This window comes from Pseudomonas sp. F9001, from assembly GCF_013385435.1.
In the GTDB taxonomy this organism is placed as follows: Bacteria; Pseudomonadota; Gammaproteobacteria; order Pseudomonadales; family Pseudomonadaceae; genus Aquipseudomonas.
Genome location: NZ_JACAPX010000032.1, coordinates 1 through 16,108 on the forward strand (window position 1 = coordinate 1; position 16,108 = coordinate 16,108).

General features: G+C 55.7%; 13 protein-coding genes and 4 tRNA genes. All 17 read left to right on the forward strand.

Annotated features, from left to right (window positions below):
* Positions 1-180: 180 nt before the first annotated feature.
* The 17 genes from birA to rpsG all read left to right on the forward strand — a co-directional run bounded on the left by birA (position 181) and on the right by rpsG (position 16,078).
* Positions 181-1,140, forward strand: coding sequence for a bifunctional biotin--[acetyl-CoA-carboxylase] ligase/biotin operon repressor BirA (gene birA / locus HX818_RS24600; protein ID WP_003210105.1), 960 nt, complete (start codon positions 181-183; stop codon positions 1,138-1,140).
* Positions 1,130-1,879: a pantothenate kinase gene (locus tag HX818_RS24605; protein WP_003210103.1), complete on the forward strand. Its 750-nt coding sequence runs from the start codon at positions 1,130-1,132 to the stop codon at positions 1,877-1,879. The genes birA and HX818_RS24605 overlap by 11 nt, the downstream gene beginning before the upstream one ends.
* A 7-nt stretch (positions 1,880-1,886) precedes the next feature.
* Positions 1,887-2,333, forward strand: coding sequence for a hypothetical protein (locus tag HX818_RS24610; protein ID WP_003210101.1), 447 nt, complete (start codon positions 1,887-1,889; stop codon positions 2,331-2,333).
* Between the two features lie 143 nt (positions 2,334-2,476).
* Positions 2,477-2,561, forward strand: a tRNA-Tyr gene (locus tag HX818_RS24615).
* A gap of 23 nt (positions 2,562-2,584) precedes the next feature.
* Positions 2,585-2,658 (forward strand) — tRNA-Gly (locus HX818_RS24620).
* A 26-nt stretch (positions 2,659-2,684) separates the two neighbouring features.
* Positions 2,685-2,760: transfer RNA gene (locus tag HX818_RS24625), tRNA-Thr, on the forward strand.
* Positions 2,761-2,923: 163 nt separating this feature from the next.
* A tRNA-Trp gene (locus tag HX818_RS24630) sits at positions 2,924-2,999 on the forward strand.
* Positions 3,000-3,044: 45 nt separating this feature from the next.
* On the forward strand, positions 3,045-3,413 hold the full coding sequence (secE, locus tag HX818_RS24635; protein ID WP_003210099.1) for a preprotein translocase subunit SecE: 369 nt from the start codon (positions 3,045-3,047) through the stop codon (positions 3,411-3,413).
* Between the two features lie 9 nt (positions 3,414-3,422).
* Complete coding sequence (gene nusG / locus HX818_RS24640; RefSeq protein ID WP_003176436.1) at positions 3,423-3,956, forward strand: transcription termination/antitermination protein NusG; 534 nt, start codon at positions 3,423-3,425, stop codon at positions 3,954-3,956.
* 117 nt (positions 3,957-4,073) lie between these two features.
* Positions 4,074-4,505 carry a 50S ribosomal protein L11 gene (rplK, locus tag HX818_RS24645; RefSeq protein ID WP_003210097.1) on the forward strand — a complete coding sequence of 144 codons (432 nt, stop codon included), beginning with the start codon at positions 4,074-4,076 and terminating at the stop codon, positions 4,503-4,505.
* Complete coding sequence (rplA, locus tag HX818_RS24650; RefSeq protein WP_003176434.1) at positions 4,505-5,200, forward strand: 50S ribosomal protein L1; 696 nt, start codon at positions 4,505-4,507, stop codon at positions 5,198-5,200. The genes rplK and rplA overlap by 1 nt, the downstream gene beginning before the upstream one ends.
* 198 nt (positions 5,201-5,398) lie before the next feature.
* The gene (rplJ, locus tag HX818_RS24655; RefSeq protein ID WP_003210095.1) at positions 5,399-5,899 is read left to right on the forward strand and encodes a 50S ribosomal protein L10; all 501 of its coding nucleotides are present in this window, start codon (positions 5,399-5,401) and stop codon (positions 5,897-5,899) included.
* A gap of 78 nt (positions 5,900-5,977) precedes the next feature.
* Positions 5,978-6,343 (forward strand): 50S ribosomal protein L7/L12, encoded by a 366-nt coding sequence (gene rplL, locus HX818_RS24660; RefSeq protein WP_003210093.1) that lies wholly within the window; start codon positions 5,978-5,980, stop codon positions 6,341-6,343.
* A 220-nt stretch (positions 6,344-6,563) separates the two neighbouring features.
* A complete protein-coding gene (rpoB, locus tag HX818_RS24665; RefSeq protein WP_008436421.1) occupies positions 6,564-10,637 on the forward strand; it encodes a DNA-directed RNA polymerase subunit beta in 4,074 nt (1,357 codons plus the stop codon).
* A 64-nt stretch (positions 10,638-10,701) separates the two neighbouring features.
* Positions 10,702-14,901, forward strand: coding sequence for a DNA-directed RNA polymerase subunit beta' (gene rpoC / locus HX818_RS24670; protein ID WP_003210090.1), 4,200 nt, complete (start codon positions 10,702-10,704; stop codon positions 14,899-14,901).
* Positions 14,902-15,117: 216 nt separating this feature from the next.
* Positions 15,118-15,489, forward strand: coding sequence for a 30S ribosomal protein S12 (rpsL, locus tag HX818_RS24675; RefSeq protein WP_002555494.1), 372 nt, complete (start codon positions 15,118-15,120; stop codon positions 15,487-15,489).
* Between the two features lie 118 nt (positions 15,490-15,607).
* On the forward strand, positions 15,608-16,078 hold the full coding sequence (gene rpsG / locus HX818_RS24680; protein WP_002555493.1) for a 30S ribosomal protein S7: 471 nt from the start codon (positions 15,608-15,610) through the stop codon (positions 16,076-16,078).
* Positions 16,079-16,108: the final 30 nt, after the last annotated feature.

Consider the following 16,108-nt stretch of genomic DNA (forward strand, 5'->3'; position numbering starts at 1 on the left):
TCATCGTCAAGATTAAATTCCAAAACCCCTGATTGCTAACGCAATCAGGGGTTTTGTTTTGGGCGGTCGGAAAATTTGGGTGGTCGAATTTCAAGCATCTTCAATGCTAACGTCCTGCCTTTCTATGCAATGGCCTAATGCATGGCTATCATGCGTGCCTCATTGTGAGGCGAGACCTGCATGCTGACGTTGTTGAAACTTCTAAAAGATGGCCGATTCCACTCCGGGGAGGCGCTCGGTGCTGCCTTGGGTGTCAGTCGCAGTGCTGTATGGAAGCAGCTTCAGCATCTCGAGGCGGAATTGGGTCTACCTATCCATAAAGTGCGCGGCAGGGGGTATCAGTTGGCTGCGCCCCTGATACTGTTAAGTGCCGATGAAATAGCTCGGCATGTACCTGTTCCTGCATGGCCTGTTCATATCTCTGACTCCATTGACTCTACCAATGCCGAGGCATTGCGGCTGATTGAATCGGGTCGCACTGCGCCATTTCTTGTGCTTTCAGAACAGCAAACTGCAGGCAGGGGAAGGCGCGGACGAAAGTGGGTCAGTCCTTTCGCTCAAAACGTCTACTACAGCCTTGTGATGCGGATCGAAGGCGGCATGCGTCAGTTGGAAGGGCTAAGCCTGGTGGTCGGACTTGCAGTTATGCAGGCGCTGCGCGACGCGGGTGTTCGTGGTGCAGGGTTGAAGTGGCCAAATGACGTTTTGGTCGGGCAGAAAAAGATCGCCGGAATTCTCCTGGAACTGGTCGGGGATCCCGCTGACGTCTGTCACGTCGTTATTGGTATTGGCATCAACGTGAACATGCAGAAGGCGGATGAGGTCGATCAGCAATGGAGCTCCGTACAGTTGGAGAGCGGCAGTGCTGTTGATCGCAACTACCTGGTAGCGCGTCTTGGAGTGCAGCTGCAGGCTTATCTTGAGCGTCACCAGGCATCTGGCTTTTCGGCAATTCAGGGTGAGTGGGAGCAAAGCCATTTATGGCAGGGCCGGCCTGTATCGCTCATCGCGGGCGTGAACCAGATTGACGGCGTGGTGCTGGGGGTCGATGGGCAAGGTGCATTGCGGTTGAGCGTGGATGGTGTTGAGAAAGTATATAGCGGTGGTGAGCTAAGCCTGAGGTTGCGTGATGATTCTTGAGCTCGACTGTGGGAATAGCTTTATCAAATGGCGGGTACTTGAGTCGGATAAGGCTCGTATCTTTGCCGAAGGTGTCGTTGGGTCGGATGCCTCGCTGATCGACAGCCTGTTCGCGCTCACGGGGCTCGCGTTAAAACACTGCCGGCTGGTGAGTGTTCGCGCTTCGGATGAGACAAGTCAACTGGTCGCTACCCTGGTCGAGGCATTTGGCGTCAAGGTGCTGTGTGCTGCTTCGGCGAGGCAGATGGGTGGGGTGCGGAACGGGTACGAAGATTTCGAGCGCCTGGGACTGGATCGTTGGCTCGCGATGCTGGGTGGGTTTCAGCTGGCGTCGGGCGCGTGCCTGGTGCTCGATTTTGGCACCGCCGCAACAGCAGACTTCATTTCCGCAGACGGTGAGCATCTCGGCGGTTTCATTTGTCCGGGGATGCCGCTGATGCGTAATCAGCTTCGAACACATACCCGCAAAATACGCTATGACGATATCGCCGCTGAACGGGCTCTTGAGGCGCTGTCTCCAGGGCGTACAACTGTGGAGGCGGTAGAGCGCGGCTGTACGCTCATGCTGAGGGGTTTTGTGTTGACCCAGCTGGAGTTGGCTCGAAGCTATTGGGGGAGCGATTTTACCGTCTTCCTTACCGGTGGGGACGCTGAGCTCGTGGCTGACGCTGTGCCTCACGGTAGGCTTGTCCCTGATCTGGTTTTTGTTGGCTTGGCGATGGCGTGCCCTTTGTCCTGAGGTTTTTATGCGTTGGCTGTTTCTGCTTTTGCTGGTCCTCAATGTCTTCTATTACATCTGGCATCAGCAGGAGGCCCCTCTGCGCGCTAAAGATGTCACGCCTTTGGCTCTCTATCGTGGTTCTCAGCAAGATATCCGCCTGTTGAGCGAATCGGCTGATGCGATGGTTCGGCGAGACAGGGCAAAAGCGCCTGATGCGCAGGCGATGTGCTTGTATATCGGCGGTTTGCCTGATCAGAAAGAGGCTCAATCCGTTGAGCAGCGCCTCACGAGCCTGGATATCAAGGTCAGGCTGCAGTCTCTGAACCTGCCTGATGCGTCGGGATACTGGCTGCGAGTGGCCCCTGAAAGCAGGCGTCTGGCCGATGATCTGCCCTTTGAAAACCTTGCTAATGAATTCAATGAGTTAAAACATAAAATAATGCCGTGCGAAGGCATTGCAACCTTCGAATAGTTTGCATAGAATGGCGCCCGCTTCGCAGTGAAGACCTTCTAGGTCGACAGGGTGAAGTGAAGGTCAACGCAGCTAACCTCATATTTTTTAATGAGAAAATGCTTGACAGAAGGCTGGCATGATGTAGAATGCCGGCTCGCTTAGGAGGGGTTCCCGAGCGGCCAAAGGGATCAGACTGTAAATCTGACGTCTACGACTTCGAAGGTTCGAATCCTTCCCCCTCCACCATTTTAGCGTGAGCTGCAAGCTCCGCGGGTATAGTTTAGTGGTAGAACCTCAGCCTTCCAAGCTGATGATGCGGGTTCGATTCCCGCTACCCGCTCCAAGTTTGCAGGTTGTGCAAGTTGTTTCGCTCTTGTAGCTCAGTTGGTAGAGCACACCCTTGGTAAGGGTGAGGTCAGCGGTTCAAATCCGCTCAAGAGCTCCATATAACAAGGCAGATATGAAAATATCTGCCTTTGTTTTAACAGCTACCTCCGGTTGAATATGCCCTCTCTCGCTGTTTTGTTTGGGTGGGTTTCAGGTCTGCAGGGGTTTGTTGTTGTAAAGTCTTTTTCAGATCGGCATAATTGTCGGCCTGATTTTGTTTTAGGTCAGTAGCTCAATTGGCAGAGCGACGGTCTCCAAAACCGTAGGTTGGGGGTTCGATTCCCTCCTGACCTGCCAGATTCACTTGGTGTGTCTGGCTTTCTTTTCACAGGATCTTCATAGATGACTCCTAAGGCTGAAGCTCAAGGCTCTCGCTTCGATCTGCTCAAGTGGCTTGTAGTAGTCGCTGTTGTGGTTGTAGGCGTTGTTGGTAACCAGTACTACTCTGGGTCGCCAATCCTGTACCGTGTCCTCGCATTGCTCGCCCTTGCTGCTGTTGCTGCCTTTGTTGGCCTGCAGACTGCAAAAGGCAAGTCGTTTGCGGTCCTGGTGAAGGAAGCTCGTACCGAGATCCGTAAAGTCGTTTGGCCGACTCGCCAAGAAACCACGCAGACCACGTTGATCGTGGTAGCTGTTGTTCTGGTTATGGCGTTGCTGTTGTGGGGGCTTGATTCCCTGCTCGGCTGGCTTGTTTCCTTGATTGTTGGCTAAGGGTGTCCCGTGGCTAAGCGTTGGTACGTTGTGCATGCTTACTCGGGTTACGAGAAGCATGTCATGCGCTCTTTGCTAGAGCGCGTAAAGCTGGCAGGCATGGAAGATGGCTTCGGCGAAATTCTGGTTCCCACTGAAGAAGTGGTTGAAATGCGTAATGGCCAGAAACGCAAAAGCGAACGTAAGTTCTTCCCTGGCTACGTGCTGGTTCAAATGGACATGAATGAGGGTACTTGGCACTTGGTCAAGGACACTCCTCGCGTCATGGGTTTCATCGGCGGTACCGCTGATAAGCCTGCTCCGATCACTGACAAAGAAGCAGAAGCAATTCTGCGTCGCGTTGCTGATGGTAGCGACAAGCCCAAGCCGAAGACGTTGTTCGAGCCGGGTGAGGTTGTTCGTGTCACAGATGGTCCGTTCGCTGATTTTAACGGCACCGTCGAAGAAGTTAACTACGAAAAGAGCCGGATCCAAGTGGCAGTGCTCATTTTCGGTCGCTCTACTCCGGTAGAGCTAGAGTTCAGCCAGGTCGAAAAAGTCTAGCTGAGCAAGCATCCCAACCCCGCAGCCTTAGGCTGTGGGGTTTTGTCGTCACTGGGATAAACGCGCAAGTAACCGGGGAGCCTTTCGAGGCGTTCGAACCCGTAATTGGAGTGCCTCATGGCCAAGAAGATTACCGCTTACATCAAGCTGCAAGTGAAGGCCGCTCAGGCCAACCCAAGCCCACCTGTTGGTCCAGCTCTGGGTCAGCACGGCGTGAACATCATGGAATTCTGCAAGGCCTTCAACGCCCGTACTCAGGGTATTGAGCCAGGTCTGCCGACTCCAGTGATCATCACTGTATACAGCGACCGTAGCTTCACCTTCGAAACCAAGTCGACCCCGGCTTCGGTTCTGTTGAAGAAAGCTGCTGGTCTGACTAGCGGTTCCGCTCGTCCTAACACCGTTAAGGTTGGCACCGTGACTCGTGCTCAGCTGGAAGAAATCGCGAAAACCAAAAACGCGGATCTGACTGCAGCTGATATGGATGCAGCCGTGCGTACCATCGCCGGTTCTGCTCGTAGCATGGGCCTTAACGTGGAGGGTGTGTAATGGCTAAGCTGACCAAGCGCCAAAAGGCTATCGCCGGCAAAATCGAAGCGGGCAAGTCCTACAATTTTGTAGACGCTGCTGCTCTGCTGACCGAGCTGTCGACTGTCAAGTTCAGCGAGTCTGTTGACGTTGCTGTAAACCTGGGCGTTGACCCACGTAAATCCGACCAGGTCGTTCGTAGCGCTACTGTGCTGCCACACGGTACTGGCAAGACCGTACGTGTAGCTGTCTTCACCCAAGGCCCAGCAGCTGAAGCTGCTCTGGCCGCCGGCGCCGATCGCGTTGGCATGGACGACCTGGCTGCCGAAATGAAAGGCGGCGACCTGAACTATGACGTCGTAATTGCTTCCCCGGATGCAATGCGCGTTGTAGGTCAGCTGGGTCAGATCCTTGGTCCACGTGGTCTGATGCCTAACCCTAAAGTCGGCACCGTGACTCCAGACGTAGCTACCGCGGTTAAAAACGCCAAGGCTGGTCAGGTTCGTTATCGCACCGACAAAAACGGCATCATTCACACCTCCGTTGGCAAAGTCGGCTTTGATGCCGTCAAGCTGAAGGAAAACGTTGAAGCCCTGATCGCTGATCTGAAGCGTATCAAGCCAGCTTCCTCGAAAGGTATCTACGTCAAGCGCGTTACCCTGAGCACCACTATGGGCCCAGGTCTGGTCATCGACCAAGGCTCGCTGGACGTATAAGACACAAATTGGCGCAAGTAATTGCGCCAATTGAAAGATTGGGGTCCCTGCCTGGCGGGGGCTATCCAAGACCGTAGGCGACGCAAGTCTTAAACCACAAGCCTACGCAGATGGTGCTCCCGGTTCCTTACCGAATCAGACACCAAAACGACATCCGGCCCAGGCCAGATGAAACGGTAACAAGCAGGAGTTAAACCCGTGGCAATTAATCTCGAAGACAAGAAGGCCATCGTCGCTGAAGTCAACGAGGCTGCCAAAGCTGCTCTGTCCGCTGTCGTGGCTGATGCCCGTGGTGTGACAGTAAGCGCTATGACCGGACTCCGTAAAGAGGCTCGTGAAGCTGGCGTATACGTACGTGTTGTACGTAACACCCTGCTCAAGCGCGCTGTTGCTGACACTGAATACAGTGTCCTCAACGACGTGTTCACTGGCCCGACCCTGATTGCGTTCTCCAAGGAACATCCTGGCGCTGCTGCCCGTTTGTTCAAGGAATTCGCCAAGGGTCAGGATAAGTTCGAGATCAAGGCAGCTGCGTTCGAGGGCAAGTTCCTCGCAGCTAACCAAATCGACGTACTGGCAACACTGCCGACCCGTAACGAAGCTATTTCTCAGCTGATGAGCGTGATTCAAGGCGCTACCAGCAAGTTGGCTCGTACTCTGGCCGCAGTTCGCGAGCAAAAAGAAGCTGCCGCAGCCTAAGGCTGAGCATCTCCTCTCGCGTATTTTTGTTTATTTCGATGGCCGCGTAGGCCGTCCCCCAATTCAGGAATTACAGCAATGTCTATCTCCCAAGACGATATCCTCAACGCCGTAGCTGAAATGTCGGTTCTGCAGGTTGTTGAGCTGATCAAAGCTTTCGAAGAAAAATTCGGTGTTTCCGCTGCCGCTGCTTCGGCTGGCCCAGCTGTTGCCGCTGTTGCTGCTGAAGAGCAAACCGAATTCAACGTCATGCTGCTGGAAGCTGGCGAGAAGAAAGTAAACGTGATCAAGGCAGTACGTGAACTGACCGGTCTGGGCCTGAAAGAAGCCAAGGCAGTAGTTGACGGCGCCCCTGCCCAGGTTCTGGAAGCAGTGTCGAAAGACGCAGCTGACAAAGCTAAAGCAGTGCTGGAAGAAGCAGGCGCTAAAGTCGAGCTGAAGTAAGCATCGACCTTGCGTCTCCAGCCCAAGCGTTAAGCTGAAGGCTGATGGCTGGTGGCTCTTGCCACCGGCCTTTTTCCGTTATTGGCAATCGACTCGGTCGTCGCCTATAACGCGCTGTAACCACCCGATGCGGTGGCGCAAACCATGGGGTTTGCAAGATTTTCTGGCTGCTCCCGTCGGGAGGGGCCAAACAAGCAGGTGACCAAGCTGGGGAACGCTGATGGCTTACTCATATACTGAGAAAAAACGTATCCGCAAGGACTTTAGCAAGTTGCCGGACGTCATGGATGTCCCGTACCTTCTGGCTATCCAGCTGGATTCGTATCGTGAATTCTTGCAGGCGGGAGCGACCAAAGATCAGTTCCGCGACGTGGGCCTGCATGCGGCCTTCAAATCCGTTTTCCCGATCATCAGCTACTCCGGCAATGCTGCGCTGGAGTACGTCGGTTATCGCCTGGGCGAACCGGCATTTGATGTCAAAGAATGCGTGTTGCGCGGTGTTACGTACGCCGTACCTTTGCGGGTAAAAGTCCGTCTGATCATCTTCGACAAAGAGTCGTCGAACAAAGCGATCAAGGACATCAAAGAGCAAGAAGTCTACATGGGTGAAATCCCCCTGATGACTGAGAACGGTACCTTCGTTATCAACGGTACCGAGCGCGTTATCGTTTCCCAGCTGCACCGTTCCCCGGGCGTGTTCTTTGACCACGACCGCGGCAAGACGCACAGCTCCGGCAAGCTCCTGTACTCCGCGCGGATCATTCCGTACCGCGGTTCGTGGTTGGACTTCGAGTTCGACCCGAAAGACTGCGTGTTCGTGCGTATCGACCGTCGTCGCAAGCTGCCGGCCTCGGTACTGCTGCGCGCGCTCGGCTATACCACTGAGCAAGTGCTGGACGCTTTCTATACCACTAACGTATTCCACCTGAGCGGCGAAACCCTCAGCCTGGAGTTGGTGCCTCAGCGCCTGCGTGGTGAGATTGCCGTTCTGGACATCCAGGACGACAAAGGCAAGGTCATCGTTGAAGCCGGCCGCCGTATTACCGCGCGCCACATCAACCAGATCGAAAAAGCCGGTATCAAGACGCTGGAAGTGCCTCTGGACTACGTCCTGGGTCGCACCACCGCCAAGGTCATCGTGCACCCGGCCACCGGCGAAATCCTGGCTGAATGCAACACCGAGCTGAACACCGAGATCCTGGCGAAAATCGCCAAGTCCCAGGTTGTTCGCATCGAGACCCTGTACACCAACGACATCGACTGCGGCCCGTTCGTCTCCGACACCCTGAAGATCGACTCCACCAGCAACCAATTGGAAGCGCTGGTCGAGATCTATCGCATGATGCGTCCTGGCGAGCCACCAACCAAAGACGCTGCCGAGACCCTGTTCAACAACCTGTTCTTCAGCCCTGAGCGCTATGACCTGTCTGCGGTCGGCCGGATGAAGTTCAACCGTCGTATCGGTCGTACCGAGATCGAAGGTTCGGGCGTGCTGTGCAAGGAAGACATCGTCGCGGTACTGAAGACCCTGGTCGACATCCGTAACGGCAAAGGCATCGTCGATGACATCGACCACCTGGGTAACCGTCGTGTTCGCTGCGTAGGCGAAATGGCCGAGAACCAGTTCCGCGTTGGCCTGGTACGTGTTGAGCGTGCGGTCAAAGAGCGTCTGTCGATGGCCGAAAGCGAAGGCCTGATGCCGCAAGACCTGATCAACGCCAAGCCAGTGGCTGCGGCGGTGAAAGAGTTCTTCGGTTCCAGCCAGCTCTCGCAGTTCATGGACCAGAACAACCCGCTTTCCGAGATCACCCACAAGCGCCGTGTTTCCGCACTGGGCCCGGGCGGTCTGACTCGTGAGCGTGCAGGCTTTGAAGTTCGTGACGTACACCCGACTCACTACGGTCGTGTATGCCCGATTGAAACGCCGGAAGGTCCGAACATCGGTCTGATCAACTCCCTGGCTGCCTATGCGCGCACCAACCAGTACGGCTTCCTCGAGAGCCCGTACCGCGTGGTGAAAGACGCACTGGTCACCGACGAGATCGTGTTCCTGTCCGCCATCGAAGAAGCTGATCACGTGATCGCTCAGGCTTCGGCCACGATGAACGACAAGAAAATGCTGATCGACGAGCTGGTAGCTGTTCGTCACTTGAACGAGTTCACCGTCAAGGCGCCGGAAGACGTCACCTTGATGGACGTTTCGCCGAAGCAGGTAGTTTCGGTTGCAGCGTCGCTGATCCCGTTCCTGGAACACGATGACGCCAACCGTGCGTTGATGGGTTCCAACATGCAGCGTCAAGCTGTACCGACCCTGCGCGCCGACAAGCCGCTGGTAGGTACCGGCATGGAGCGTAACGTAGCTCGTGACTCCGGCGTTTGCGTCGTGGCTCGTCGTGGCGGCGTGATCGACTCCGTTGATGCCAGCCGTATCGTGGTTCGTGTTGCCGATGACGAAGTTGAAACTGGCGAAGCCGGTGTCGACATCTACAACCTGACCAAATACACCCGCTCCAACCAGAACACCTGCATCAACCAGCGTCCGCTGGTGAGCAAGGGTGATCGGGTTCAGCGCAGCGACATCATGGCAGACGGTCCGTCCACCGATATGGGTGAGCTGGCACTGGGTCAGAACATGCGCATCGCGTTCATGGCCTGGAACGGTTACAACTTCGAAGACTCCATCTGCCTGTCCGAGCGTGTGGTTCAGGAAGATCGCTTCACCACGATCCACATTCAGGAACTGACCTGTGTGGCGCGTGACACCAAGCTTGGGCCAGAGGAAATCACTGCAGACATCCCGAACGTGGGTGAAGCTGCACTGAACAAGCTGGACGAAGCCGGTATCGTTTACGTAGGTGCTGAAGTTGGCGCAGGCGACATTCTGGTAGGTAAGGTCACTCCGAAAGGCGAGACCCAACTGACTCCGGAAGAGAAGCTGTTGCGTGCCATCTTCGGTGAAAAAGCCAGCGACGTTAAAGACACTTCCCTGCGTGTACCTACCGGTACCAAGGGCACTGTCATCGACGTACAGGTCTTCACCCGTGACGGCGTTGAGCGTGATGCTCGTGCGCTGTCCATCGAGAAGACCCAACTCGACGAGATCCGCAAGGATCTGAACGAAGAGTTCCGTATCGTTGAAGGCGCGACCTTCGAACGTCTGCGTTCCGCCCTGGTAGGCCACAAGGCTGAAGGCGGCGCAGGTCTGAAGAAAGGTCAGGACATCACCGACGAAGTACTCGACGGTCTTGAGCACGGGCAGTGGTTCAAACTGCGCATGGCTGAAGATGCTCTGAACGAGCAGCTCGAGAAGGCCCAGGCCTACATCGTCGATCGTCGCCGTCTGCTGGACGACAAGTTCGAAGACAAGAAGCGCAAACTGCAGCAGGGCGATGACCTAGCTCCAGGCGTGCTGAAAATCGTCAAGGTTTACCTGGCAATCCGTCGCCGCATCCAGCCGGGCGACAAGATGGCCGGTCGTCACGGTAACAAAGGTGTGGTCTCCGTGATCATGCCGGTTGAAGACATGCCGCACGATGCCAATGGCACCCCGGTAGACGTCGTCCTCAACCCGTTGGGCGTACCTTCGCGTATGAACGTTGGTCAGATCCTTGAAACCCACCTGGGCCTCGCGGCCAAAGGTCTGGGCGAGAAGATCAACCGTATGATCGAAGAGCAGCGCAAGGTCGCAGACCTGCGCAAGTTCCTGCACGAGATCTACAACGAGATCGGCGGTCGCAACGAAGAGCTGGACACCTTCTCCGACCAGGAAATCCTGGATCTGGCGAAGAACCTGCGCGGCGGCGTTCCAATGGCTACCCCGGTGTTCGACGGTGCCAAGGAAAGCGAAATCAAGGCCATGCTGAAACTGGCAGACCTGCCAGAAAGCGGCCAGATGCAGCTGTTCGACGGCCGTACCGGCAACAAGTTTGAGCGCCCGGTTACTGTTGGCTACATGTACATGCTGAAGCTGAACCACTTGGTAGACGACAAGATGCACGCTCGTTCTACCGGTTCGTACAGCCTGGTTACCCAGCAGCCGCTGGGTGGTAAGGCTCAGTTCGGTGGTCAGCGTTTCGGGGAGATGGAGGTCTGGGCACTGGAAGCATACGGTGCTGCTTACACTCTGCAAGAAATGCTCACAGTGAAGTCGGACGATGTGAACGGTCGGACCAAGATGTACAAAAACATCGTGGACGGCGATCACCGTATGGAGCCGGGCATGCCCGAGTCTTTCAACGTGTTGATCAAAGAAATTCGTTCCCTCGGCATCGATATCGATCTGGAAACCGAATAACACGTGACGCGAATCGAGAGCGGGGCTGTTTAGCCCGCTCTCTGCTCCGCCAGGAGGAAAGGCCTTGAAAGACCTACTGAATTTGCTGAAAAACCAGGGTCAAGTCGAAGAGTTCGACGCCATCCGTATTGGGTTGGCATCGCCTGAGATGATCCGTTCGTGGTCGTTCGGTGAAGTTAAAAAGCCGGAAACCATCAACTACCGTACGTTCAAACCAGAGCGTGACGGCCTGTTCTGCGCCAAGATCTTTGGCCCGGTAAAGGATTACGAGTGCCTGTGCGGTAAGTACAAGCGCTTGAAGCACCGTGGTGTGATCTGCGAGAAGTGCGGCGTTGAAGTTGCACTGGCCAAGGTTCGTCGTGAGCGCATGGCGCACATCGAGCTGGCTTCGCCGGTTGCCCACATCTGGTTCCTGAAATCACTGCCGTCCCGTATCGGCTTGCTGATGGACATGACCCTGCGTGATATCGAACGCGTTCTCTACTTCGAGAGCTATGTCGTTATCGATCCAGGCATGACCACCCTTGAAAAGGGTCAGCTGCTGAACGACGAGCAGTACTTCGAAGCGCTGGAAGAGTTCGGCGACGATTTCGATGCCCGCATGGGTGCCGAAGCTGTCCGCGAACTGCTGCACGCTATCGACCTGGAACACGAGATTGGCCGTCTGCGTGAAGAAATTCCGCAAACCAACTCCGAAACCAAGATCAAGAAACTGTCCAAGCGTCTGAAGTTGATGGAAGCCTTCCAGGGTTCCGGCAACTTGCCAGAGTGGATGGTGCTGACCGTTCTGCCGGTTCTGCCGCCAGACCTGCGTCCGCTGGTACCGTTGGATGGTGGTCGCTTCGCGACTTCCGACCTCAACGACCTGTACCGTCGCGTGATCAACCGTAACAACCGCTTGAAGCGTCTGCTCGACCTGTCCGCTCCGGACATCATCGTGCGCAACGAAAAGCGTATGTTGCAGGAAGCTGTCGATGCCCTGCTCGACAACGGTCGTCGTGGCCGCGCTATCACCGGTTCGAACAAGCGTCCTCTGAAATCCCTGGCTGACATGATCAAGGGTAAGCAAGGTCGTTTCCGTCAGAACTTGCTCGGTAAGCGTGTTGACTACTCCGGTCGTTCGGTAATTACCGTAGGCCCGACCCTGCGTCTGCACCAGTGCGGTCTGCCGAAGAAGATGGCTCTCGAGCTGTTCAAGCCGTTCATTTTCGGCAAGCTTGAAATGCGTGGTCTCGCGACTACCATCAAGGCCGCCAAGAAAATGGTCGAGCGCGAACTACCTGAGGTTTGGGACGTTCTCGCTGAAGTGATCCGTGAACACCCGGTTCTCCTCAACCGTGCACCGACCCTTCACCGTCTGGGTATCCAGGCGTTTGAACCGGTACTGATCGAAGGTAAGGCTATCCAGCTGCACCCTCTGGTCTGTGCTGCGTACAACGCCGACTTCGACGGCGACCAAATGGCCGTGCACGTACCGCTGACGCTGGAAGCCCAGCTGGAAGCGCGTGCGTTGATGATGTCGACCAACAACATTCTGTCGCCAGCCAACGGTGAGCCAATCATCGTTCCGTCGCAGGACGTTGTATTGGGTCTGTACTACATGACTCGTGAAGCGATCAACGCCAAGGGCGAAGGTCGTGTGTTCGCGGATCTGCAGGAAGTTGACCGTGTGTTCCGTGCCGGCGAAGCCGCACTGCACGCCAAGGTTAAAGTCCGCATCCACGAAACCATCAACGATCGTGACGGTGGCAGCGTCAAGAACACCCGTATTGTCGACACCACTGTCGGCCGTGCGCTGCTGTTCCAGGTTGTTCCGCCTGGCCTGTCGTACGACGTGGTCAACCAGCCAATGAAGAAAAAGGCGATCTCCAAGCTGATCAACCAGTGCTACCGCGTGGTTGGTTTGAAAGAGACCGTTATCTTCGCTGACCAGTTGATGTACACCGGTTTTGCTTATTCGACCATTTCCGGCGTTTCCATCGGTGTTAACGACTTCGTTATCCCGGACGAGAAAGCCGCCATCATCGGTGCTGCCACCGATGAAGTGAAAGAGATCGAAAGCCAGTACGCCTCCGGCCTGGTAACCCAGGGCGAGAAGTACAACAAAGTGATCGACCTTTGGTCCAAGGCCAACGACGAAGTGTCGAAGGCGATGATGTCGAACCTCTCGAAAGAGCGTGTTATCGACCGTCATGGCGTGGAAGTCGATCAAGAGTCGTTCAACTCGATGTACATGATGGCCGACTCGGGCGCACGGGGTTCTGCTGCGCAGATCCGTCAGCTCGCCGGTATGCGTGGCCTGATGGCCAAGCCGGACGGTTCCATCATCGAAACGCCGATTACTGCGAACTTCCGTGAAGGTTTGAGCGTACTTCAATACTTCATCTCGACTCACGGTGCTCGTAAAGGTCTGGCGGATACCGCGTTGAAAACCGCTAACTCCGGTTACCTGACTCGTCGTCTGGTAGACGTTGCGCAAGACTTGGTTGTGACTGAAGTTGACTGCGGCACCGAACACGGTCTGCTGATGACTCCGCACATCGAAGGCGGCGACGTTGTAGAACCGTTGGGTGAGCGCGTACTGGGTCGAGTAATCGCCCGTGACGTATTCAAGCCAGGTACCGAGGAAGTCATCGTTCCTGCCGGCACCCTGGTAGACGAGAAGTGGGTCGAGTTCATCGAACTCAACAGCATCGACGAAGTGATTGTTCGCTCGCCGATCAGCTGCGAAACCCGCTACGGCATTTGCGCCAAGTGCTACGGCCGTGACTTGGCTCGTGGTCACCAGGTGAACATCGGTGAAGCGGTCGGCGTTATCGCTGCCCAGTCCATCGGTGAGCCGGGTACCCAGCTGACCATGCGTACGTTCCACATCGGTGGTGCGGCAAGCCGGACCTCCGCAGCCGACAGCGTTCAGGTGAAGAATGGCGGTACCGTCCGTCTGCACAACCTGAAGCACGTTGAGCGAGTGGATGGCCACCTGGTTGCTGTGTCCCGTTCCGGTGAGCTGGCAATCGCTGATGACTACGGTCGTGAGCGTGAGCGTTACAAGCTGCCGTACGGTGCTGTGATTTCGGTTAAAGAAGGTGACAAGGTCGACGCTGGCGCAATCGTGGCCAAGTGGGATCCGCACACTCACCCAATCGTTACCGAAATGAAAGGTACCGTGACCTACGTGGGCATGGAAGAAGGCATCACGATCAAGCGTCAGACTGACGAATTGACCGGTATGACCAACATTGAAGTACTCGACGCCAAAGACCGTCCAGCTGCAGGCAAAGATATCCGTCCTGCCGTGAAGATGGTTGATGACAACGGCAAGGATCTGTTGCTGCCAGGCACTGACGTTATCGCTCAGTACTTCCTGCCAGCCAACGCCCTGGTCGGTGTTGCGGATGGTGCGAAGATCGCGATCGGTGATGTTATCGCTCGTATCCCGCAAGAAACTTCGAAGACCCGTGACATCACCGGTGGTCTGCCGCGTGTTGCCGACTTGTTCGAAGCTCGTCGTCCGAAAGAAGCGTCGATTCTGGCTGAAGTCAGCGGCACCATCGCGTTCGGTAAAGAGACCAAGGGCAAGCGCCGCCTGGTTATCACCCCGAACGACGGTAGCGATCCGTACGAAGAGCTGATTCCGAAGTGGCGTCACCTGAACGTCTTCGAAGGCGAACAGGTAAACCGCGGCGAAGTTATCTCCGACGGCCCGAGCGATCCACACGACATCCTGCGTCTGCTGGGTGTGAGTGCGCTGGCCAAGTACATCGTTAACGAGATCCAGGACGTTTACCGTCTGCAAGGCGTGAAGATCAACGATAAGCACATCGAGACCATCCTGCGTCAGATGCTGCGTAAAGTTGAAATCGCTGAATCCGGCGATTCGAGTTTCATCAAGGGCGACCAGATGGAACTGACTCACGTACTGGTAGAGAACGAGCGCCTGGCGAACGACGAGAAATTCGTTTCCAAGTTCACTCGTGTGTTGCTGGGTATCACCAAGGCGTCGTTGTCCACTGAGTCGTTCATCTCGGCGGCCTCCTTCCAGGAGACCACTCGCGTACTGACCGAAGCAGCGGTAACCGGCAAGCGCGATTACCTGCGCGGCCTGAAAGAAAACGTGGTTGTGGGTCGTCTGATCCCGGCCGGTACCGGTTTGGCCTACCACAGCGAGCGTAAGCGTCGCCGTGAACTCGACAAGCCGTTGCGCGTAAGCGCCAGTGAAGTGGAAGCTGCACTGACCGAAGCGCTGAACTCAAGCGGTAACTGAGTTCTGCGGTAAATAAGACCGGGCCCTGGCAGCCCCGTTCGTCGGATCGAGACAGATTTGTCCCGGTTCGATGGAAGGGGAGGTCGGGGCCTTGCCTTGACTGGGGACAAGATCCTCTTTAGACTCTTGTACCCCTAAATTTGGCGGGAATTCGTTCCTGCCATTTTGCTTTTCTTGCAAGACAATAGCGTCGCAAGACAACAGTGGAGCTAGTAGATGGCAACTATCAACCAGCTGGTACGTCAGCCGCGTAAGCGTATCGTCGAGAAATCCGACGTGCCTGCGCTGCAGAACTGCCCGCAACGTCGTGGCGTATGCACTCGCGTGTATACCACTACGCCGAAAAAACCTAACTCGGCACTGCGTAAAGTATGCCGTGTGCGCCTGACCAACGGTTTCGAGGTTTCCTCGTACATCGGCGGTGAAGGTCACAACCTGCAAGAGCACAGCGTGGTACTGATCCGCGGCGGTCGTGTAAAAGACTTGCCAGGTGTTCGTTACCACACCGTACGCGGCTCCTTGGATACTTCCGGCGTTAAAGGTCGTAACCAGGGTCGTTCGAAGTACGGTACCAAGAAGCCTAAGTAGTAGCGGCTTTTTGTAAAACTGAATCATCTTATTTTCTGAGTCGATAAGAGTAAGGTCGGAGGCGTCCCGAAAGGGCACCGATTCCGAGCGAACCTGAAGACCGTTTGAGGGCTTATCCATGCCAAGAAGACGCGTAGCAGCCAAGCGCGAAGTGCTTGACGATCCAAAATACGGAAGCCAAATCCTGGCCAAGTTCATGAACCACGTAATGGAAAGCGGCAAGAAAGCCGTTGCCGAGCGTATCGTTTATGGCGCGCTGGAAAAGGTTAAAGAACGCAAGAACAGCGACCCCCTGGAAATCTTCGAGAAAGCTCTCGACGCCATCGCTCCGCTGGTCGAAGTGAAGTCGCGCCGTGTAGGCGGTGCTACTTACCAGGTTCCGGTTGAAGTTCGCCCGTCCCGTCGTAACGCTTTGGCAATGCGCTGGTTGGTAGACTTCGCCCGTAAGCGCGGCGAGAAGTCTATGGCCCTGCGTTTGGCTGGCGAACTGTTGGACGCTGCTGAAGGTAAAGGTGCTGCTGTTAAGAAGCGTGAAGACGTGCACCGTATGGCTGAAGCCAACAAAGCTTTCTCGCACTACCGCTTCTAATTCTAGCTTCACTAATTTTGCGAGGGCTTT

Bases quoted from the DNA above. Each gene is read 5' to 3' on its own strand.
- birA (WP_003210105.1), top strand. From the start codon at position 181: ATGCTGACGTTGTTGAAACTTCTAAAAGATGGCCGATTCCACTCCGGG.
- HX818_RS24605 (WP_003210103.1), top strand. From the start codon at position 1,130: ATGATTCTTGAGCTCGACTGTGGGAATAGCTTTATCAAATGGCGGGTA.
- HX818_RS24610 (WP_003210101.1), top strand. From the start codon at position 1,887: ATGCGTTGGCTGTTTCTGCTTTTGCTGGTCCTCAATGTCTTCTATTAC.
- secE (WP_003210099.1), top strand. From the start codon at position 3,045: ATGACTCCTAAGGCTGAAGCTCAAGGCTCTCGCTTCGATCTGCTCAAG.
- rplK (WP_003210097.1), top strand. From the start codon at position 4,074: ATGGCCAAGAAGATTACCGCTTACATCAAGCTGCAAGTGAAGGCCGCT.
- rplA (WP_003176434.1), top strand. From the start codon at position 4,505: ATGGCTAAGCTGACCAAGCGCCAAAAGGCTATCGCCGGCAAAATCGAA.
- rplL (WP_003210093.1), top strand. From the start codon at position 5,978: ATGTCTATCTCCCAAGACGATATCCTCAACGCCGTAGCTGAAATGTCG.
- rpoB (WP_008436421.1), top strand. From the start codon at position 6,564: ATGGCTTACTCATATACTGAGAAAAAACGTATCCGCAAGGACTTTAGC.
- rpsL (WP_002555494.1), top strand. From the start codon at position 15,118: ATGGCAACTATCAACCAGCTGGTACGTCAGCCGCGTAAGCGTATCGTC.
- rpsG (WP_002555493.1), top strand. From the start codon at position 15,608: ATGCCAAGAAGACGCGTAGCAGCCAAGCGCGAAGTGCTTGACGATCCA.